Below are 20,421 nucleotides of genomic sequence, written 5' to 3'. Positions count from 1 at the left end.
CCGCCTCGTTCAAGGCGCAAATGGCGTAGGTGTGGAGGCCTTGGGCTATCGGGAAAACCCTTAGATACGGGGTTTCGGCCAATGGATGCGGGAGATACTTCGTCATTCGTTCCTGAACAAGACAGCGTCACACCTTGCGGCGATCCGGAATTGACCGTCGTTTTCAGGCTTTCGGTGGTGTGACCGTTGGATTGGCGGCGTGTGTTACACCGCCATCGCGAGCAAGCTCGCTCCACATTGGATTGTTGTCGAGCACAAAACCTGTGTTCACTGAAGATCTACTGTGGGAGCGAGCCTGCTCGCGATGAGGGCCTTACATTCAGCGCAATTCCAACTGTTGCCGATACGGCAAATCCGGCCCCGTCTTGCTGCACGTCAACGCTGCCGCCTTCACCGCAAACTTCAACATCCCGTCGATTTGCCCGCGCTCAAGCGATTGCACACCCTCAACCGAATCCAGTTGCTGCTCCGTCAACCAGGTAATCAATGCCGCCTGGAACGTATCGCCTGCGCCCACGGTATCAGCGATATTCACGGCGCTCGCCGGCACCGACCATGAGCCATGCTGGCGGCTGAACACCGTCGCACCCTCGCCACCACGGGTCAGGAACACCAACTGACAACGATGCTGCAGCCAACCTTCAATCACTCGCTGCGGATCCTGTTCGGGATACAACAGACTCAAATCTTCATCGCTGACTTTGATCAGATCCGCCAATTCAACCAGCGTCGCAATCCGCGAGCGCCACAGTTCGATATTCGGCTCTGGATTGAGACGTACATTCGGATCAAGGCTGATCAGGCGTTTACCGCTTTCGCGCTGAACCAATGCCAGCAACGTGTCGGCAATCGGCTGCACCACCAGCGAAAAAGAGCCGATGTGCAAACCACGCACGTCTGGCCCCAGCTCAGGCAGATGCTCTGGTTTGAGCTGGCGATCCGCGCAACCTTCACCGCGAAAGCTGTAGTGCGGCGAGCCATTGGCGCCGACCGCGACCATTGCCAGCGTGGTCGGTGCGGCGAAGTCCACGAGGTAGTCGGGACGCACGCCTTCTTCTATCAGCACTTGCTGCAAGCGTCGACCGAGGTAGTCGGTGGAGAGTCCGGCAAACAGCGCCGCTTCCACGCCCAACCGCCGAAGTCCGACCGCCACGTTGAACGGCGAGCCACCGGCGATTGCCTTGAAATTCACTTTTGAAGCCAGGCCGCTGGCGTCGTCTTCACTGAAGAAATCGAACAGCGCTTCGCCACACACCAGATACATAATTGTTCGCTCTTTAAAGGGTTGCGACATGCTGTTGATAGCGTTCATAGGCCTGCTGACAGGCCGCCACATTTTGCGCAATCGGCAAGGTTTCACTGGCCGGATCGAGCGTCACGCAGCGCTCGCAAAGGTCCGCCAGGCTGTCCTCGTGGCCGTTTGCCCAGGACTTGCACCACGCTGCTTGAATCGCCGCGCCGAGGGCCGCGGCTTCGCTTTGTTTGGTGCAGATGACCGGGGTGTTCATGATGTCGGCGACGATCTGCCGCCACACCGGACTTTTCGAGCCGCCGCCGATCAGGCAAATGCTGCGGCTTTGTAAGCCATTCTGGCGCAGCAGGTCCAGTCCATAACGCAAACCGAAGGTCGTGCCTTCCACCACGGCGCGGCACAGATTGGCCTGGGTCAGGTTGGTCATGGTCAGGCCGTGCAGGCAGCCGGTGGCATGGGGCAGGGCGGGGACGCGCTCGCCATTAAGGAACGGCAGCATGCACACGCCTTCGGCACCAATCGGCGCTTGCGCCACCAAGGCGTTGAACTGCTCGATATCGAGGTCGAACAGCTCGCGAATGACGCCCGTGGCGTTGGTCAGGTTCATGGTGCAAATCAGCGGCAACCAGCCGCCGCTGGAAGAACAGAAGGTCGCGACCGACGCCTCCGGGCTGACTTTCGGCTGGTCGGAATAGGCGTACACCGTGCCCGAAGACCCGAGGCTCATGGTGATCGCGCCGGGCTTGATGTTACCGGTGCCGATCGCGCCCATCATGTTGTCGCCGCCACCGCTGGACACCAGCGCCTGGGGGTTGATGCCAAGGTGTTCGGCGATGCTCGGCAGGATCGTGGCGACCGCTTGATGCGCATCGATCAACTCCGGCAATGCGGCTTGCAGACGGCCGCTCGGGTCGATGTCGCGCAGCAACTGCAAATCCCATTGGCGGGTTCGTACATTGAAATACCCTGTGCCGGAGGCATCGCCATACTCGCTGCAACTGCGGCCGGTGAGCCAGTGGTTGAGGTAGTCGTGGGGCAGCAGGATGCGGGCGATTCGGGTGAAAATGTCCGGGTGCTGTTCTTTGGTCCACAGCAGCTTGGAAACGGTGTAGCCCGGCGCGATGACCACGCCGAGGCGCTCCAGTGAACCCTTTTCTCCACCGAGGTGAGCCAGCAGACGGTCGTTCTCCGGGGTGGATTCGGTGTCGCACCAGAGCTTGGCCGGACGCAGCACCTGACCTTGGTCATCGAGCAGCACCAAGCCGTGTTGCTGGCCAGAGACGCCGATGCCGAGGATGTCCTGACCGTCGACGTTTGCGGCGAGCAAGGCACGGCGGGTGGCGAGAGTGAACGCTTCCAGCCACTGGCTGGTGTCTTGCTCGCGACGACCGTTGGCGCCGCTGATCAAGCTGTGTGTCGCGGCGCCCTGACCGAGAACCTGGCCGCTTTGGGCGTCGAGGATCACGGCTTTGGTGCCTTGGGTGCCGCAGTCGATGCCGAGGAATAAGTGTTGGTTTGCCATGGAGGGTCCTTGGTGTGTCTGGTCTATCTCGGTGAAGCCATTCGCGAGCAAGCCCGCTCCCACATTAGATCTTCAGTGGACACGGATTTTGTGTTCGACAATGATCGAGTGTGGGAGCGGGCTTGCTCGCGAAGACGGCAGTGGTTTCACTGCAGCGCTTATGCCAGAACCCGCTCCAACGTCCGCGACACACCCACTTCACGCAAGCTGTTGCAGCACCATTCAAACGCCGCCACAAACTCAGGTGAATTCGGAATCTGCGCACCAAAGATCTCCTCAACCCCCAGCAACCGCTGGGTAATCAACGCATCATCCGCCACCAAAGCCTGGCAGAACGTCGCCCGTGGATCGGGAATCGAGTAAGTATCGCCATTCTCATCCACCCCCTTCAAATACAACGCCCACGCCGCCACGACCAACGCGGCGCGCCTGGTCTCCTGGCCGTCGGCAATCAAACGATTGATCGTCGGCACAGTGAACTTGGGAAACTTCGACGACCCGTCCGAACACACACGCTCGAGCTGATCGGCAATCGCCTGATTGGAGAAACGCGCCACCAGCGTGTTCTTGTAATCCGTCAGATCAATCCCCGGTACGGGCGACAGCTGCGGTGTGACATCCAGGTCCATATAAGCCCGCATGTAGCGCACAAACAGCGGGTCATTCATGGTCTCGTGAACGAAGCGATAGCCCTTCAAAAACCCCAGATACGTCAGGGCCAGATGACTGCCGTTGAGCAGTTTGATCTTCATCTCTTCATAGGGCGTGACGTCGTCGGTGAATTGCACGCCGACCTTTTCCCAGGCCGGACGCCCATTGACGAACTTGTCTTCCAGCACCCATTGCACAAACGGTTCGCAGACCACCGGCCAGGCATCGTCCAGCGCGTGTTTGTCGGCCAGTTGCAGGCGATGTTCGGTGCTGGTCATCGGGGTAATGCGGTCGACCATGGCATTGGGAAAGCTGACGTTGCTGTCGATCCAGTCGCGCAGATCGGCATCGCGCAAGGCGGCGAACGCCAATAAGGCCTTGCGGGTGACCGCGCCGTTGTGCGGCAGGTTATCGCAGGACATCAAGGTAAAGGCCGGCGTGCCGGCAGCGCGGCGTTTGGCCAACGCGGCGCAGAGAAAGCCGAACACGGTTTTCGGTGCGTTCGGGTTCGCCAGGTCGTGCTGGATTTGCGGCAGGTGGGCCATGAACTCGCCGTTGCTGTCGTCGATGCAATAACCGCCTTCGGTGATGGTCAGCGAAACGATGCGGATCTCTGGACTGGCGAGTTTGTCGATCAACACCTGTGCGCCGTCTTCGGCCAATAGCATGTCGCGAATCGCACCGATCACTCGAACTTCGGTGTCATCGGTGTCGCCCAGTTCGAACAGGGTGAAGAGGTAATCCTGCTCCTTCAGATCGTCCCGGGCGCGGCGGTCTTCGGCGCGCAGGCCGACCCCGCAAATCGCCCAGTCCAGACCTTCGCCGGTATTCATCAACGCGTCGGTGTAATACGCCTGATGGGCCCGGTGAAAACCGCCGACACCGATGTGCGCGATGCCCTGGCGCGTATCGCTCAGGGTGTAGGCGGGCAGGACCACCTCGGGGGCGAGGCGGTTGAGATTGTGTTTATTGAGTTTCATCACAGGCTCTCTAAATCAGGCCGCTGCGCGCAACGGGCGGGTCAGCGCCACGCCGTCGGCATCGAATAAATGGCAGTGTTCGGCGTCCAGGTGCAGGCTCAAGGCTTCGCCGTATCGGCTGGCCAGGTCGCCACGAACGCGCATGGTCAGCGCTTCGCCTGAAGCGGTCACGACGTGGCAAAAGGTGTCGCTGCCCAGGCGTTCGCTGACGTCGGCGGTGACTTGCAAGGTGCAGTCGCCGGTTTGCGCGAGGTTCAGGTGTTCCGGGCGAATGCCCAGGGTCACGGCGCCGCCGATGTTCAGGTTGGCGCCGGTCAGCGGCAGCATGATGCGGGTGCCGGCATCCAGCAGAACTTCACAGCTTTGGGCGTCTACGCGGGTGACTTTGCCTTTGAGGAAGCCCATTTTCGGCGTGCCGAGAAAGCCTGCGACGAACAGGTTGGCCGGTTGGTGATAGAGATCCAGCGGAGAGCCGACTTGCTCGATTTTGCCACCGTTGAGGACGACCACTTTGTCGGCCATGGTCATGGCTTCAACCTGGTCGTGGGTCACGTAGATCATCGTCGCTTGCAGGTCTTTGTGCAGGCGCAACAGCTCCAGACGCATCTGCACCCGCAGGGCGGCGTCGAGGTTGGACAGGGGTTCGTCGAACAGGAATATTTTCGGGTTGCGCACGATGGCGCGGCCGATGGCTACCCGTTGACGCTGACCGCCGGACAACTGTTTCGGTTTACGTTCGAGCATCGGCCCGAGTTCGAGGATGCGCGCCGCTTCACCGACTTTCTTTTCCACTTCGGCTTTCGGCACGCCGGCCAGGTCGAGGGCAAACGACATGTTTTTGCGTACGCTCATGTGCGGGTACAGAGCGTAAGTCTGAAACACCATCGCCAGGTCGCGCTTGGCCGGGCTGACTTCGGTGATGTCGCGGCCATCGAGTTCGATGGTGCCACCGCTGACTTCCTCGAGCCCGGCGATCAGGCGCAGCAAGGTGGATTTGCCACAGCCCGACGGGCCGACGAAGACCACGAATTCCTTGTCGTTCACTTCCAGGTCGATGCCTTTGATGATGGAAAAGCCTTCGAAGCCTTTTTGCAGATTCTTGATTTTCAGGTTGGCCATGATGATGGGCCTCCGCTTGTTGTTATTCGGTTGAGCCGGGCAGGCTTTTCTGTAGGAGCCAGGCTTGCCGGCGAAGGCGTTCGGGAGATAGCCTTCGCCGGTAAGCCAGGCTCCTGCAGGGGGGATCGTGTTGGGGCGGCGATCTTCATTTGACGGCGCCAAACGACAGGCCGCGGACCAGTTGTTTCTGGCTGATCCAGCCGAAGATCAGGATCGGCGCGCAGGCCAGGGTCGAAACGGCTGACAACTTGGCCCAGAACAACCCTTCGGGGCTGGAGTACGAAGCGATCAACGCGGTCAGCGGCGCGGCTTTCGACGAGGTCAGGTTCAGCGACCAGAACGCCTCGTTCCAACACAGGATCAACGACAGCAAGACCGTGGACGCCAGACCACCCTTGGCGATCGGCAGCAGCACCCGGACCATTTCTTGCCACAGCGTGGCGCCGTCCAGACGCGCGGCTTCGAGGATGTCTTTGGGGATATCCTTGAAGTAGGTGTAAATCATCCAGACCACGATCGGCAGGTTGATCAGCGTGTAGATCACGATCAGCGCGATGCGCGTATCGAGCAGGCCGAAACTCTTGGCCAGCAGGTAGATCGGCATCAGCACGCCCACCGGCGGTAGCATCTTGGTCGAGAGCATCCACAGCAGCGTGCCCTTAGTGCGCTGGGTTTCGTAGAACGCCATCGAGTAGGCTGCCGGCACCGCGATCAGCAGGCACAGGGCCGTGGCGCTGAAGGAAATCACTACCGAGTTCCAGGCAAAACTGAAGTAGTCGCTGCGCTCGTTGATGTGCAGGTAGTTCTCCAGCGTTGGCGTGAAGATGAACTGCGGCGGTGTGGCGAAGGCGTCGATTTCGGTTTTGAAACTGGTCAGCACCATCCAGAAGATCGGGAAGAAGATCAGGATCGCGATGGCCCAGGCCAGAGTGCCGAGCAGCAGGCTTTGCAGGCGGCGGGATTGTTGAAGGGTCATGGCGCAGGCCTCAGGTCTTGTCGGTCAGGTTTTTGCCGATCATGCGCACCAGCACGATGGCCGCGATGTTGGCGATCACCACCGCAATCAGGCCGCCGGCGGACGCCATGCCGACGTCGAACTGCACCAGCGCCTGGTTGTAGATCAGGTACGCGAGGTTGGTCGAGGCGTAGCCGGGACCGCCGTTGGTGGTGGTGAAGATTTCGGCGAACACCGAGAGCAGGAAGATGGTTTCGATCATCACCACCACCGCAATCGGCCGCGCCAGGTGCGGCAGGGTCAGGTGCCAGAAGATCGCGATGGGGCCGGCGCCGTCGAGGCGCGCGGCTTCCTTCTGTTCCTGGTCGAGGGACTGCATGGCGGTCATCAGGATCAGGATCGCGAACGGCAGCCATTGCCAGGACACGATGATGATGATCGACAGCAGCGGGTAATGCGCCAGCCAGTCCACCGGTTGCGCGCCGAACAGTTTCCAGATGTAGGCCAGGATTCCCGACACCGGATGGAAAATCAGGTTCTTCCAGATCAGCGCGCCGACGGTGGGCATGATGAAGAACGGCGAGATCAGCATCACCCGCACGATGCCGCGACCGAGGAATTCACTGGCCTCGAGCAAGGCGCTGATCAGCACGCCCAGGACCACGCTGATCAGCAACACACTGCCCACCAGCAACAGGGTGTTGGTCGCGCCGGGCATGAACCCGGAGTCGGTCAGGAAGTAGGTGAAGTTCTCCAGCCCGACAAACTCGTTTTCGCCGGGGTAGAGCAGGTTGTAGCGGATCATCGAAAAGTAAACGGTCATGCCCAGCGGCACGATCATCCACAGCAGCAACAACGCCACCGAGGGGCTGACCAGAAACCAGCCGGGATTGGCCAACCGGCTTTTACGCACCGGCTGGGGAATGTCCATGTGAGCTTTGGCAGTTGAAATATTCATGACATTTAACCGATTGGGAGCAGGCAGGTGAAGATCAACTGTAGGAGCGAGGCTTGCCCGCGAAGGCGGCTTGTCGGACACACCGCTTTCGCGGGCAAGCCTCGCTCCTACAGAGGGCGTGGGTTACTTGGGGTAACCGGCGCGCTTCATTTCACGTTCGGTAGTTGACTGCGCGGCGGTCAGCGCCTGGTCGACCGTGGTCTGGCCGATCAGCGCCGCCGAGAACAGCTTGCCGACCTGGGTGCCCACCGCCTGGAATTCGGGAATGGTCACCAGCTGGATGCCGATGTAAGGCACCGGTTTGAGGGTCGGTTTGCTCGGGTCCGCTGCTTTCAGCGACTCCAGCGTCACCTTGGCAAACGGTGCCGCACTCATGTAAGCCTCGCTGTAGGTCGAGGCCCGAGTGCCGGGCGGCACGTTGGCGATGCCGTCTTTTTCGGCGACCAGCGCGCCATATTCCTTGGAAGTAGCCCAGGCACTGAAGGTTTTCGCCGCGTCCTTGGCCTTGGAACTGGTCGGGATCGCCAGTGCCCAGGAATACAACCAGGCCGAACCTTTATCGGTGGTCTCATGCGGTGCGTAGGTGAAGCCGACGTGGTCGCTGACCTTGCTTTGGGTCTTGTCGGTGACGAAGGAGCCGGCAACGCTGGCATCCACCCAGATCGCGCATTTGCCGCTATTGAACAGCGCCAGGTTTTCGTTGAAACCGTTGCTGGACGCACCCGGCGGGCCGGATTTTTTCATGGTGTCGACGTAGAAGTTCAGCGCGTTTTTCCACTCGGGACCGGTGAATTCCGGCTTCCATTGCTCATCGAACCAGCGCGCACCGTAGGCGTTGGCGACGGTGGTGATCAGCGCCATGTTCTCGCCCCAGCCAGCCTTGCCCCGCAGGCAGATGCCGTACTGTTCTTTGTCTTTATTGGTCAATTTGCTCGCGAATTCGCCGATCTGGGTCCAGGTCGGGCGCTCGGGCATGGTCAGCCCGGCCTCCTTGAACAGGTCGGTGCGGTAATAGGTGATGGAGCTTTCCGCGTAAAACGGCAGGGCGTAGAGCGAGCCCTTGACCGAAAGGCCTTCACGCACCGACGGGAACACGTCATCGAGGGCGTAGGTGGCCGGCAAATCCTTCATCGGCTCCAGCCAACCCTTGGCCCCCCAAAGTGCGGCTTCGTACATGCCGATGGTCAGCACGTCGAACTGCCCACCTTGAGTCGCGATGTCGGTGGTCAGGCGTTGGCGCAGGACGTTTTCTTCCAGCACCACCCAATTGAGCTTGATGTCCGGGTGCTCGGCCTCGAAGGTTTTCGAGAGCTTTTGCATGCGGATCATGTCGCTGTTGTTGACGGTGGCGATGGTCAGGGTCTGAGCGCCGAGGCTGACGCTGCTGAGGGTCATGCAGGTGAGGGCAAGCAGAGCTTTTACAGAAGGTTGCATCGTGCACTCCTTTTCTGCACCCGATGGGGGACAGAAGGACAGTTATTGTTTTTGTGTCTTCCGGGGCAGGAAGAATGTGCACTGATTACAGCCTTCAATTGAGGATCATACAAATCATCCGTAGCACAAAAACCGATACTATTTTGCACTGGGATTAAAGGAGGGAACTTCAAGGACAGGCTTCGCGGAGGTGAATGGTCATCGATTTTGTACAGGTTTGCAGACCCTACAGGAAGTGCACAAAACCTGTGGGAGCGGGCTTGCTCGCGAAAGCGGTGTGTCAGCGTGCAGAAAAGGCGCCTGACACGCCGCCTTCGCGAGCAAGCCCGCTCCCACATTTGAGGGTGTTTACCCGAGGTTTTGTTCGGTCAACCGCTGCACCGCCAACCGCCGGTAATGCGAAGGCGTCATGCCCTTGAGCTGCTGAAAACGCCGATTGAAATTGGAAATATTATTGAAACCGGATTCGAAACACACATCGGTCACAGGCTTGTCGCCATCGGCCAGCAACTCGCAGGATTTGCTGATGCGCAGGCGATTGACGAACTCGATGAAGCAGCGCCCCGTAGCTTGTTTGAACACCCGACTGAAATAAGTCGGCTTCATGCCCAAATGTTCCGCGACTTCCTCAAGGGACAGGTCCCGGGCGTAATGCGCAAAAATGTAATCCACCGCCCGGTTGGTGCGATCGATGTTGTGTTCGTCCGCCAGTTGAGGGGTGGTGGCACCCGATAGCAACTGAAAATCGTCAGAGGCTGCGAGCAGCTCCAGCAGAATGAAAAAGTGCCCAAGCCGTGTTACGCCTTTGGTGTCGGCGATGCGTTGCATCAACGTCATGGCCTGGCGGATCGTGCGTTTGCAACGAAACTCGATGCCGTACTGCGCGCGTTCCAGCAGGGGTGCCAGTGTCTTGAGTTCCCCGAACACCTGGTGACCGCTCTCGAACAACTCGTCCGTGAAGTTCACCAGCATGTCGCGTTTGGGCACTACCTCGTCTTCGGCCACCTGGCTGATCCAGTTGTGGGGCAGATTGGGGCCGGTCAGGAACAGGGTTTCCGGATAGAAGTTGCCGATGTAGTCGCCGATGAACACTTTGCCGGAACTGGCGACGATCAGGTGCAGCTCGTATTCCTTGTGGAAATGCCAGCGCACCAAAGGGCAGGGGAATCCATGCTGGCGATAGATGATCGACAACCCGTTGTGGTCGTCCATCAGTTCGTAGGAAGGATCGGTGACTTTGGCGGTTCGGGTCATGTCAGGGCACTTCTTATTGTCATTGCGCCCCGATCATGCCTCTTTCCGGGTAAGGAATGCCAGCGTGCAGCAACCTGTGTCAGGCGGGGTCCCGATCATGCAAGGCGGCACCGTAAACAGCTTTCATGCTATTGGCGCTCCAGCAGTAGCGGACTATTTCCGACTCCTCGAAGAAGTCGGTGCTGATGATGCTGCAACGGGTGACCCAGTCGCGGGTGGTGTGAAACCAATCGTCAATCTGGGTTTTGATGTGCTGAGGCCCACCCAGCAGCGAGTAGCACGTCGCCGGCAACGACCAGAGAAATGTCGTATAGGGCGCGCCTATGAGCGTGGTGCGGATATGGGAGTGCAGGTCGCTTGCGTCAGTGAATACCTTGCCATTCCACTTATGGGTGATTGATGGCCAGAAATACTCGCTGTCCAGCCCGGGATTAGCCGGTGCTGCAAGGACAATACGGCGCCGTGAACTGACGTTCTTGAGTTGCTCGATGGTACTGAATGCACCCAAAGCAGAGATCAGGCGCGAACGCAGGCGGCGCATGAGCAACTCGTTGAGCTGCGCGTGGTTGAAAGGCTTCGACGCATCGCCCAACTGGTGGAAGTCGAAGAGGATGAACTCGTCGGGATTTTCATCGAGGAAAACCGTCACCGCATCGATCAACTCATCAAGAATGCGGTGGGATTGGTAACCGTTGTGATGGAAATAGAACACAGGGTCGTGTGGGCCGCCGGTATAGCCGAGCCGAATATCGAACGCTCGTGCGCCATTCGCCAGTTGCCAGGCAAATGAATCGTTCTGGCAGGTCGTCCAGTTCCCGAGCACCACCTCGTAGTTGGGTGCCTTTTTGTCCATGCCGGCATTGTGCGTGCCGGGCCAGACAAGATCGGTCAGCTTCAACCGGCCGATGTCCAGTACGTTACTCATCCACCGGCGTTTATTTAATGTGATTGCTGTGCGGGTCATGACAGTTCCTTGTCGTTGATTCGCTCCATCCGTGAGCGAAGCCGTTCAGGTTGGGATGTGGCGGTGTGCCACATCCGTATTGATCGCCTGCGTAAAAAGGCTTTCATGACCCAGCATAGGACTGTGCGACAGCATTGCCAGTCGCGGAAATACTTGCTTAAAAATAGCCATTTAATGGCGCAGCAGTTAATTGGCCCGTTTGGCGGCCTTACTTATATTCACCGCCCGGCAATACGAAACAATAGCGCTCTCTTCAATAAAGTCGACGTTGATAATGTTGCACCGGGTCGCCCAGTCGCTTTTATTTGGGTCAAACCACACGCCTAGTTCATCGTGAATATCGACCGGGCCACCGAGCGCGCTATAACTGGTCGCGGACAGGGACCACGGCGCCCATGTGCCTGGCGGATATTTCATGACTTTTATAATGTGCTGTTCCAATTCGGCGGCACTGGTTATGCCGTTGCCAGACCATTTGTGCTCGACCTGCTCAATGAATACATTTTGATCAAGGGCCTTGTTTCTGGGGGCGGCCACCAAAATTCGTTGTTCAGAACTGATGCGTCTCAGTTGGCGGAGGCTCAATGTCCGATTCCCCGCAGGGATCAATCGCCATCCCAGCATGTGGATAATCATGTTGTTGAAATAAGTAAAATCAAACGATTCCCCGCTCAACTCATGAAAATCGAGAATGATAAATTCATCGGGGTTCTGCGTAAGAAAGTTCCGGACATCGGTCACAAGGTTCCCCAAGGTGCGACCATTGCGGTAACCATTGTGATGGAGGCAGAATTTCCCGAGCCCCGATGCGCCTGCGTCATACGTCAATCGGATGTCCAGCACGCGGGAACCATGGCGAAGCTGGGAGTAAAACGATTCGTGCTGACAAGCCAGCCAATGAGCGCCGGGGATAAGTGGCCAGGACGCTTTCCAGTCGCTACCGGCGTTATGGGTGCCCGGCAGTGTCATCTCAAAGAGCGACAATGTATCGATGGCCGGTGTAGCGGCCATCCAGTTATTAGTGGTGAAGTTATTTTGGTCAACAGTATCCATTTAATGCATCCTTGCATTGATGTGCTTCATTAAAATAAGTTGTGCCGAACCGGCTGATCTAACTTGAGTTCGGCGTGTTGTTTATAGGGCGGGCAACACGTTTGGTCAATGATCGCGACAATGCAAGGTATGTATTTCTAATGTGCAACTGCTAAATCGGATTGCGGTTTTTAGCTTCAATCCATTGCGCCATGTATTGCGTACTTTTGTGGTGGTGATGACGCAACATGCTGCCCGTAAAGTTCTGACTTCTTAGTTGTGGCAGGTGTTGTTGGCAATACAATAGTTTTTCAATCAGGGCAGGACCATGTTGCGACTGGCGATACCGATCGGCCAGTAATGTTTGCCCTTGGGATTGGGCCTCCCTCCAAAGCGCTTCATCCTTGTAAAGCTGCACGGCGCAATCGGCGAACTCCTGTGCCGTGCGGGTCACGCCTCCAGGCCAGCGATGATCACCCTGCATCGCCTCTGCGCCGATGGGTGTCGTCACCGAAGGCGTGCCACACAACATGGCGTCGACAATCTTGCCCTTGATCCCTGCACCGAAGCGCAACGGCGCCAGGCACACACGCGCCGCCGACATGACTTGCAAGGCATCTTCTGCCCAGTTCATGACATGAAACCCCTGGGCCGGGTTGTGCAGAGCAGTGGCCTTGGGCGGTGTGTAAGCGCCATAGATATGCAACTGGGCCGAGGGCAGTTGTGCACGGATCAGTGGCCAGATGACGGTTTTCATCCAGAGGACGGCATCCCAGTTCGGGGCATGCCGGAAGTTGCCGATGCTCAGGAAATGCGCCCGCTGTTCAAACGGTATCGGCGTCGAATCCGCTACTTCGACCATCAGCGGACACCAATGCAGCAAGTTGCGTGGCATTTTGAACTGCTCGACCAGCAGCTCGATTTCCACTTCAGAAATCATCAGGTTCAAGTCGCAACGATACAGCGCAGCAACCTCCCGTTTGGCCAGATCGGTATCGGCCATCAATTCGAACTCTTCGCACAATGCCGGCGCGAACAGGTCGCTGAAATCATTGTTGTCGTCACTGGCCTTCAAACGGTCCTTGAGGCGCTGATGCCGGGCGTGCCGCAGGCTTTGCAGATCCGAGGTTTCAAGCACTCGCAACGCATCAGGACACTGCTTCTCTACTCGCCAGCCGAACTGCTCTTCCATCATGAACTGGTCAAACAGCACGATGTCCGGCGCCAGTTCTCTGATAAACGCGTCGAAGCTGCTGTTGTTCAACTCGATCGGCACTTCGCGAATGCCCAGCGCGGTCAGATCAGCCCGATGTTCGCCGGTACCGGCCGGGCTGCTGAACGTTATGTCCCAGCCCTGTTGCAAAAACGTTTCGAGGATTTGCATCACATGCCCACTGGCCGCCGAAGAACGGGGCTCGGGCCAGACGTAACCAATTACCAAGACTTTGGTTGCGCAGGGTTGACTCATTAACGGGTATTCCTTGGGGCGGGTATAGGGCAGGGGGAAACGGGAGGGCGCGACAACGGGATTCAGGCAAGCATGCCCTTGACCTTATCCCGCAACTGATCAATGGAAAACGGCTTGCCGATCACCTGCATGCCTGCAGGCACATCAATACTTTCGGCATAACCACTGGCAAACAGGATCGGCAGCTCAGGGTGCAGCATCCGCGCCTGCGTCGCCAGTTCACGACCATCCATCACGGGCAGACCCACATCGGTCATCATCAAATCGATGTGCTGGTCTTCATCGTTGAGGAATTCCAGCGCCTGTTCGCTACCGTCGGCCTCAAGGACTTTGAACTCCAGCTCCTCCAGCACGTCGACGATCAGCATGCGCACGATGGCATCGTCTTCTACTACCAGGATGATGGACGGGTCGGAGGACATAAAAAGGGCTCTCAAGTGAAATTCAGGGTCGCCGGTCGATCGAAATCGCCGGGCTCTAGCATGAGTAAGTCGCAGATCCCGACAAGTTCCCAGCGCTGTGCAAAAAAGAATAGCTGTACAAGAGGCGGCAGGATAACCGCTCCTTTGACCGAGAGCAGCTAAATGCGGGGATTTGCCCGCATACACCTCATAAAATTGGATCAATGTGGCCGTTTTGGGGCAAACTCCTTGGTTTTGAACAGTTCGACAAGGCCTTCCCATGACCCCTGCGTCTTCGGTTGATGAGCAACGATTCCGTAAACTCCTGAGCCGCAACATCAGCCTGCCGTTGGGTGTCGGCGTGCTCAGTGCCGTGTTCTTCGTCTCACTGATCACTTACCTGCTGTCGGTGATCCAGTGGGTCGAACACACCGACCGGGTGATCAATAACGCCAATGAAGCGGTGAAGTTGACCGTTGATCTGGAAACAGGGATGCGCGGCTTTCTGCTCAGCGGCGATGAGCATTTCCTCGACCCTTACGAAACGGCCAAGCCGAGAATCGAAGTCGCGCTCAATACCTTGCTCGATCTCACGTCCGACAACCCGGTACAAACCGATCGTCTGCACCGGCTCCAGGCCTTGCAGAAGGACTGGGCCACCTACGCGCAGACGATGATCGAATTGCAGCGTTCAAGCGGCGATTACCGTAGCGCGGTCAAAGCGGGCCATGGCAAGCGGCTGACCGACGAAATCCGCAAGCAATTCGAAGACGTGATCGACATGGAGCAACAGTTGCGTACCACACGCAACGAGGAAGTGCGCCGCACCACGATCTGGAGCATTTCCCTTTACCTGTTGTTCATCCTTGGCATCAGCGGGTTGCTGGCCTACATCGGCCGCCGGGATTTGCTCAACCTGTCTCAGAACTACAGCACCAACCTGACTGCGCAACAGACCGCCGCCTCTCGCCTGGAACAGCAAGCGTGGCTGCGCAATGGCCAGACCGAGCTGGCCGAGCAGGTGTTGGGGCAACTGTCCCTCAACTTGTTGGGCCGCAACATTCTGCAGTTCTGTGCCCAATACCTGGGCACCGCCGTCGCGGCTATTTATGTGCGCGAAGAACATGGCGGCCTCACGCGAGTGGCGTCTTACGGGTTTTCTCGCGAGCAGGAAGAGCGTGACCAGCAGATTTACAGCGATGAGGGAATTGTCGGCCAGGTGGCGCGACAGGCTCGCTTGATCCGTCTGGATAACGTGCCCAGCGATTATTTCAAAGTCTGCTCCGGCCTGGGCGAAGGCCTGCCGCATAGCGTGCTCGTGGTGCCGACCAGCGACGATGATCGGGTCAACGGCGTGATTGAACTGGGCTTCCTGCGCCCGCTGGATGACCGCGATGTCGAATTGCTCGAACTGATCGCCGGCAACATCGGTACGTCGATCGAAGCGGCGCGCTATCGTCAACGTTTGCAGGAAGTGCTGGCCGAAACCCAGCAACTCAACGAAGAACTGCAAGTCCAGCAAGAAGAACTCAAGACCGCCAACGAAGAACTCGAAGAGCAATCGCGGATTCTCAAGGAGTCCCAGGCTCACCTGGAAACCCAGCAAGTCGAGTTGGAGCAGACCAACGAGCAGCTCGCCGATCAGGCGCAAATCCTCGCCGACCAGCGTGATGCGATGGACCTGAAGAACACCGAGCTTAATCAGGCTCAGGCCCAGCTTGAAGAGCGCGCCGAAGAGTTGCAGCGCTCGAGCAAATACAAGTCCGAGTTCCTCGCCAACATGTCCCACGAACTGCGCACGCCGTTGAACAGTTCGCTGATCCTGGCCAAGTTGCTGGCAGAAAACCCTCAGGAAAACCTCAGCGCCGAGCAGGTGAAGTTCGCCGAGTCGATCTATTCCGCCGGCAACGACTTGCTCAACCTGATCAATGACATTCTCGATATTTCCAAGGTCGAAGCCGGCAAGCTGGAAATGCGCCCCGAGAACACCAGTGTTGCGCGTCTGGTGGACGGGCTGCGCGGGATGTTCGAACCGATGGCCTCTGACAAGAAGCTGAAGTTTGAGATCGACCTTCAGCCCGGTTCGCCGATGATGCTGTTCACCGACCGTCAGCGCCTGGAGCAAGTCATCAAGAACCTGCTGTCGAACGCGGTGAAATTTACCGAAAAAGGCACGGTCAGCCTGACGGTAGCGTCCCAGCCCGATGACGGCATTGCCTTTATCGTCCGCGACTCCGGAATCGGCATCGCCGCCGACCAGCAGGAAAGCATTTTCGAAGCCTTCCGCCAGGCCGACGGCACCACCAATCGCCGATATGGCGGCACGGGCCTGGGCTTGTCGATTTCCCGGGACCTGGCCGCGTTGCTCGGCGGTTCGATCAGCGTCACCAGCGAACCGGGGCAGGGCAGTGTCTTTACGCTGGTGCTGCCGCAGCACTACGTCGAACCGAACGAAGTGCCGGTCGAACCAAGGCAGCCCACGCCTGTCGCCATGGCACCGAGAGCGGCAACGCCTGAACGGGTGCCTTTGATCGCCGAAGTCGATATCCCTCGATTCAACGATGACCGCACCAAGGCGCCATTCACCACCCGTTGCATCCTGGTGGTGGAAGACGAGCAGAACTTTGCGCACATCCTCTACGACCTGGCCCATGAACTGGGTTACCAGTGTCTGGTTGCCCACGGTGCCGATGAAGGCTACGACCTGGCCAAGGAGTTCATTCCTGACGCCATTTTGCTGGACATGCGCCTGCCGGATCATTCCGGGCTGACGGTGTTGCAGCGCCTGAAGGAACATGCCGAAACCCGTCATATCCCGGTTCATGTGATTTCGGTCGAGGATCGGGTTGAGGCCGCCATGCACATGGGGGCCATCGGTTATGCGGTCAAGCCGACCACCCGCGAAGAGCTCAAGGACGTGTTCGCCCGTCTTGAAGCCAAGCTGACTCAGAAGGTCAAGCGGGTGCTGCTGGTCGAAGACGATGATTTGCAGCGCGACAGCATTGCGCGCCTGATCGGCGACGACGACATCGAGATCACCGCCGTCGGCCTGGCGCAGGAAGCGCTCGATCTGCTGCGCACGACCATTTTCGACTGCATGGTCATCGACCTGAAGCTGCCGGACATGCTCGGCAACGACTTGCTCAAGCGCATGTCGACCGAAGATATCTGCTCGTTCCCGCCGGTGATCGTCTATACCGGACGCAACCTGACGCGGGACGAAGAGGCCGAACTGCGCAAGTATTCGCGCTCGATCATCATCAAGGGCGCACGTTCGCCCGAGCGTCTGCTGGATGAGGTCACACTCTTTCTGCACAAAGTCGAATCCAAGTTGTCCCATGATCGCCAACGGATGCTCAAGACCGCGCGCAGTCGCGACAAGGTCTTCGAGGGCCGCAAAGTACTGCTGGTGGACGACGATGTACGCAACATCTTCGCCCTGACCAGCGCGCTCGAGCAAAAAGGTGCAGTCGTGGTCATCGGCCGGAACGGTCGGGAAGCGATTGAAAAACTGAATGAAGTCGAGGACATCGATCTGGTGTTGATGGACGTGATGATGCCGGAGATGGATGGCTTCGAAGCCACCATCGAGATCCGCAAGGACCCGCGCTGGCGCAAGCTGCCGATCATTGCGGTGACGGCCAAGGCCATGAAGGACGATCAGGAGCGCTGCCTGCAGGCCGGCTCCAACGATTACCTGGCCAAGCCCATCGACCTGGACCGCCTGTTCTCACTGATTCGCGTGTGGTTACCGAAGATGGAACGCATTTAGTGGAACGCATTGGTTCAATGGAGCGAAGCAGCGAAATCGAATTGCGGTTGTTGATCGAGGCGATCTACCTCAAATACAGCTACGACTTTCGCGATTACTCCGGCGCTTCGATCAAGCGCCGGGTCAATCACGCGTTGGCGCAGTTTGAGTGCAATACCATTTCGGCCCTGCAAGAGAAGGTGCTGCACGACCCGACGGCGTTCATGCAGTTGCTGCAATTGCTGACGATTCCAGTCAGCGAAATGTTTCGCGACCCGTCGCACTTCCTGGCGATCCGCAACGAAGTGGTGCCGCTGCTCAAGACCTATCCGTCGATCAAGATCTGGATTGCCGGTTGCAGCACGGGTGAAGAAGTCTATTCGATGGCGATCCTGCTGCGCGAAGAAGGCTTGCTCGATCGCACCATCATTTACGCCACCGACATCAATCCGCGCTCGCTGGAGAAGGCCAAACAGGGGATTTTCTCCATGGAGAACGTCCGTGCCTACACTCATAACTACCAGCAGGCAGGTGGCCAGCGTTCGTTCGCCGAGTACTACACGGCGGCGTATGGCTACGCGATTTTCGACAAGACGTTGTGTGAGAACGTGACCTTCGCCGATCACAGTCTGGCAACGGATAGCGTCTTTTCAGAAACCCAATTAATTTCATGTCGTAATGTTTTGATCTACTTTAATAAAAAGCTTCAGGATCGTGCGTTCGGTTTGTTCCATGAATCCCTTTGCCATCGCGGATTCCTGGTGTTGGGCAGTAAGGAAACCCCGGATTTTTCAGCCTTCGGCAACCAGTTTGTGCCCTTGGTCAAACAGGAACGGATCTACCGAAAATCATGAACACTGCAGCGGATTTGCCTTCTATAGAAGCTATCGTGATCGGCGCTTCGGCCGGTGGCGTGGAGGCGTTACTCAACATTCTCAGTCCGTTGCGTGAAGGTTTCGCACTGCCGATTATCGTGGTGTTGCACCTGCCCGACGAGCGTCGCAGCCAACTGGCCGAAGTCTTCAGACGCCGGGTGGCGATGCCTGTCGAGGAAGCCAGCGACAAAACGGTCGTGGAAGCCGGAACCCTGTATTTCGCTACACCGGGTTATCACTTGTCGGTGGAACAGGACCGCAGCTTTTCCTTGAGCCTGGAAGAGCGCGTGCATTACTCGCGTCCGTCCATTGATTTTCTGTTCGAGTCCGCCGCCGATGCCTACGGTTCAAGCCTGGCAGCCGTGCTGCTGACCGGCGCGAACCGCGACGGCGCTCGCGGGCTGGCGCAGGTCAAACATCGTGGCGGCCTGACCATCGTGCAGGACCCGGCCGAAGCCCAGGTCGCGACCATGCCTCGGGCAGCGATAGATTTGCATCAACCGGACCACATTCTCCCTATACGCGGCATCGGCCGTCTGCTTGTCGAGCTGGAACGAATAGCATGCTGAGTAACATCCAAGCCAAACTGCTGATTGTCGACGATCTGCCGGAGAACCTGCTGGCGCTCGAGGCGTTGATCAAGCGTGAAGACCGCGTGGTCTACAAAGCCTTGTCCGCGGACGAAGCGTTGTCGCTGCTGCTGCAACACGAATTCGCCATGGCCATTCTCGACGTGCAGATGCCCGGCATGAACGGCTTTGAACTGGCCGAGTTAATGCGCGGCACAGAAAAAACCAAGAACATCCCGATCGTGTTTGTCAGTGCCGCTGGCCGCGAGTTGAACTACGCGTTCAAGGGCTACGAAAGCGGTGCCGTGGACTTCCTGCACAAGCCGCTGGATATTCATGCGGTCAAGAGCAAGGTCAACGTGTTCGTTGACCTGTATCGCCAGAGCAAGGCGATGAAGCAGCAGGTCGAAGAACTGGAACAGGCTCGCCGCGAACAGGAAGCGTTGCTCAAGCGATTGCAGACCACCCAGAATGAGCTGGAGCAAGCGGTGCGCATGCGTGACGACTTCATGTCGATCGTCGCCCACGAAGTCCGTACGCCGCTCAATGGCCTGATCCTCGAAACCCAATTGCGCAAGATGCACCTGGCCCGGGACAACGCGGCGGCGTTCACTCTCGACAAGATGCACGCCATGGTCGACCGTGACGAGCGGCAGATCAAAAGCCTGATCCGTCTGATTGAAGACATGCTGGATGTGTCACGTATCCGCACCGGCAAGCTGTCGATCCGCACGACGAAGTTTGACCTCGTACAATTGGTCAGCAATCTGTTGCAAAACTTCGCGCCGCAGGTCGACGCCGCCGAGTGCTCCGTGACGTTTACCGCCGAGCAGCCAGTGGTCGGCAACTGGGACGAATTTCGTATCGAACAAGTGATTTCAAATCTGCTGACCAACGCCTTGCGTTATGGTGGCAAGAGCCGGATCGATGTGAGGGTCTACTGTCACGAGGGTCAGGCACGGGTCGAAGTGCAGGATCGCGGGATCGGTATCAGTGAAGAAAACCAGAAGCGTATTTTTCAACAGTTCGAACGGGTGTCAGCCAAAACCGTGGTCGCGGGGCTGGGACTGGGGCTGTTTATTTCCGAACAGATCGTCGCCGCCCATGGCGGCTCCATCGCCGTCGAGAGCAAGATCAACGAGGGCGCCTTATTTCGCGTTTGTCTGCCGCTGTAGGAAATCAGCCGGATAAACGCAACCTCTGATCGACCTCACGGTCGTATCAGCTGCTATTGAC

16 protein-coding genes are annotated in these 20,421 nt (G+C 58.1%); 4 read left to right on the top strand and 12 right to left on the bottom strand.

The features are described 5' to 3' along the window. Positions 1-319 precede the first annotated feature (319 nt). The 12 genes from ACA049_RS15655 to ACA049_RS15600 all read right to left on the bottom strand — a co-directional run bounded on the left by ACA049_RS15655 (position 320) and on the right by ACA049_RS15600 (position 14,011). Entirely contained in the window at positions 320-1,264 is a 945-nt protein-coding gene (locus tag ACA049_RS15655) for a carbohydrate kinase family protein (RefSeq protein WP_497328232.1), read from the bottom strand. A 13-nt stretch (positions 1,265-1,277) separates the two neighbouring features. Then, positions 1,278-2,774: a xylulokinase gene (xylB, locus tag ACA049_RS15650; protein ID WP_497328231.1), complete on the bottom strand. Its 1,497-nt coding sequence runs from the start codon at positions 2,772-2,774 to the stop codon at positions 1,278-1,280. A 158-nt stretch (positions 2,775-2,932) separates the two neighbouring features. Continuing rightward, a complete protein-coding gene (locus ACA049_RS15645) occupies positions 2,933-4,405 on the bottom strand; it encodes a mannitol dehydrogenase family protein (protein WP_497328230.1) in 1,473 nt (490 codons plus the stop codon). 15 nt (positions 4,406-4,420) lie between these two features. After that, positions 4,421-5,524 carry an ABC transporter ATP-binding protein gene (locus ACA049_RS15640; protein ID WP_497328229.1) on the bottom strand — a complete coding sequence of 368 codons (1,104 nt, stop codon included), beginning with the start codon at positions 5,522-5,524 and terminating at the stop codon, positions 4,421-4,423. Positions 5,525-5,669: 145 nt separating this feature from the next. Continuing rightward, a complete protein-coding gene (locus ACA049_RS15635; protein WP_007936731.1) occupies positions 5,670-6,500 on the bottom strand; it encodes a carbohydrate ABC transporter permease in 831 nt (276 codons plus the stop codon). Between the two features lie 10 nt (positions 6,501-6,510). Beyond that, positions 6,511-7,437, bottom strand: coding sequence for a carbohydrate ABC transporter permease (locus ACA049_RS15630; protein WP_497328228.1), 927 nt, complete (start codon positions 7,435-7,437; stop codon positions 6,511-6,513). 123 nt (positions 7,438-7,560) lie between these two features. Then, positions 7,561-8,871, bottom strand: coding sequence for an ABC transporter substrate-binding protein (locus ACA049_RS15625; protein ID WP_497328227.1), 1,311 nt, complete (start codon positions 8,869-8,871; stop codon positions 7,561-7,563). Positions 8,872-9,219: 348 nt separating this feature from the next. Further along, positions 9,220-10,125, bottom strand: a complete 906-nt coding sequence (locus ACA049_RS15620; protein WP_497328226.1) for an AraC family transcriptional regulator — start codon at positions 10,123-10,125, stop codon at positions 9,220-9,222. A 79-nt stretch (positions 10,126-10,204) separates the two neighbouring features. Beyond that, positions 10,205-11,089 (bottom strand): phosphatidylinositol-specific phospholipase C domain-containing protein, encoded by an 885-nt coding sequence (locus ACA049_RS15615; RefSeq protein WP_497328225.1) that lies wholly within the window; start codon positions 11,087-11,089, stop codon positions 10,205-10,207. Between the two features lie 186 nt (positions 11,090-11,275). Continuing rightward, positions 11,276-12,142 carry a phosphatidylinositol-specific phospholipase C domain-containing protein gene (locus ACA049_RS15610; RefSeq protein WP_497328224.1) on the bottom strand — a complete coding sequence of 289 codons (867 nt, stop codon included), beginning with the start codon at positions 12,140-12,142 and terminating at the stop codon, positions 11,276-11,278. Positions 12,143-12,293: 151 nt separating this feature from the next. Continuing rightward, positions 12,294-13,589, bottom strand: a complete 1,296-nt coding sequence (locus ACA049_RS15605) for a glycosyltransferase (RefSeq protein WP_497328223.1) — start codon at positions 13,587-13,589, stop codon at positions 12,294-12,296. Positions 13,590-13,651: 62 nt separating this feature from the next. After that, a complete protein-coding gene (locus ACA049_RS15600) occupies positions 13,652-14,011 on the bottom strand; it encodes a response regulator (RefSeq protein WP_497328222.1) in 360 nt (119 codons plus the stop codon). 259 nt (positions 14,012-14,270) lie between these two features. Here ACA049_RS15600 and ACA049_RS15595 point away from each other — a divergent pair, with 259 nt between their 5' ends. The 4 genes from ACA049_RS15595 to ACA049_RS15580 are packed head-to-tail and all read left to right on the top strand — an operon-like array spanning position 14,271 to position 20,360. Next, positions 14,271-17,762, top strand: a complete 3,492-nt coding sequence (locus ACA049_RS15595) for a response regulator (RefSeq protein WP_497328221.1) — start codon at positions 14,271-14,273, stop codon at positions 17,760-17,762. Positions 17,763-17,779: 17 nt separating this feature from the next. Next, positions 17,780-18,595: a CheR family methyltransferase gene (locus ACA049_RS15590; protein WP_497328219.1), complete on the top strand. Its 816-nt coding sequence runs from the start codon at positions 17,780-17,782 to the stop codon at positions 18,593-18,595. Further along, positions 18,592-19,185 (top strand): chemotaxis protein CheB, encoded by a 594-nt coding sequence (locus tag ACA049_RS15585; RefSeq protein WP_497328217.1) that lies wholly within the window; start codon positions 18,592-18,594, stop codon positions 19,183-19,185. Before ACA049_RS15590 ends, ACA049_RS15585 begins: the two co-directional genes overlap by 4 nt. Next, positions 19,179-20,360 (top strand): hybrid sensor histidine kinase/response regulator, encoded by a 1,182-nt coding sequence (locus ACA049_RS15580; protein WP_497328215.1) that lies wholly within the window; start codon positions 19,179-19,181, stop codon positions 20,358-20,360. Before ACA049_RS15585 ends, ACA049_RS15580 begins: the two co-directional genes overlap by 7 nt. Positions 20,361-20,421 lie beyond the last annotated feature (61 nt).

Source organism: Pseudomonas sp. LBUM1662 (assembly GCF_059695915.1).
This window is presented reverse-complemented; position numbering and strand designations above follow the sequence as displayed.

Bases quoted from the DNA above. Each gene is read 5' to 3' on its own strand.
- ACA049_RS15625 (WP_497328227.1), bottom strand. From the start codon at position 8,871: ATGCAACCTTCTGTAAAAGCTCTGCTTGCCCTCACCTGCATGACCCTC.
- ACA049_RS15585 (WP_497328217.1), top strand. From the start codon at position 18,592: ATGAACACTGCAGCGGATTTGCCTTCTATAGAAGCTATCGTGATCGGC.
- ACA049_RS15600 (WP_497328222.1), bottom strand. From the start codon at position 14,011: ATGTCCTCCGACCCGTCCATCATCCTGGTAGTAGAAGACGATGCCATC.
- ACA049_RS15615 (WP_497328225.1), bottom strand. From the start codon at position 11,089: ATGACCCGCACAGCAATCACATTAAATAAACGCCGGTGGATGAGTAAC.
- ACA049_RS15655 (WP_497328232.1), bottom strand. From the start codon at position 1,264: ATGTATCTGGTGTGTGGCGAAGCGCTGTTCGATTTCTTCAGTGAAGAC.
- ACA049_RS15645 (WP_497328230.1), bottom strand. From the start codon at position 4,405: ATGAAACTCAATAAACACAATCTCAACCGCCTCGCCCCCGAGGTGGTC.
- ACA049_RS15605 (WP_497328223.1), bottom strand. From the start codon at position 13,589: ATGAGTCAACCCTGCGCAACCAAAGTCTTGGTAATTGGTTACGTCTGG.
- ACA049_RS15620 (WP_497328226.1), bottom strand. From the start codon at position 10,125: ATGACCCGAACCGCCAAAGTCACCGATCCTTCCTACGAACTGATGGAC.
- ACA049_RS15640 (WP_497328229.1), bottom strand. From the start codon at position 5,524: ATGGCCAACCTGAAAATCAAGAATCTGCAAAAAGGCTTCGAAGGCTTT.
- ACA049_RS15610 (WP_497328224.1), bottom strand. From the start codon at position 12,142: ATGGATACTGTTGACCAAAATAACTTCACCACTAATAACTGGATGGCC.
- ACA049_RS15590 (WP_497328219.1), top strand. From the start codon at position 17,780: ATGGAGCGAAGCAGCGAAATCGAATTGCGGTTGTTGATCGAGGCGATC.
- ACA049_RS15580 (WP_497328215.1), top strand. From the start codon at position 19,179: ATGCTGAGTAACATCCAAGCCAAACTGCTGATTGTCGACGATCTGCCG.
- ACA049_RS15630 (WP_497328228.1), bottom strand. From the start codon at position 7,437: ATGAATATTTCAACTGCCAAAGCTCACATGGACATTCCCCAGCCGGTG.
- ACA049_RS15635 (WP_007936731.1), bottom strand. From the start codon at position 6,500: ATGACCCTTCAACAATCCCGCCGCCTGCAAAGCCTGCTGCTCGGCACT.
- ACA049_RS15595 (WP_497328221.1), top strand. From the start codon at position 14,271: ATGACCCCTGCGTCTTCGGTTGATGAGCAACGATTCCGTAAACTCCTG.
- xylB (WP_497328231.1), bottom strand. From the start codon at position 2,774: ATGGCAAACCAACACTTATTCCTCGGCATCGACTGCGGCACCCAAGGC.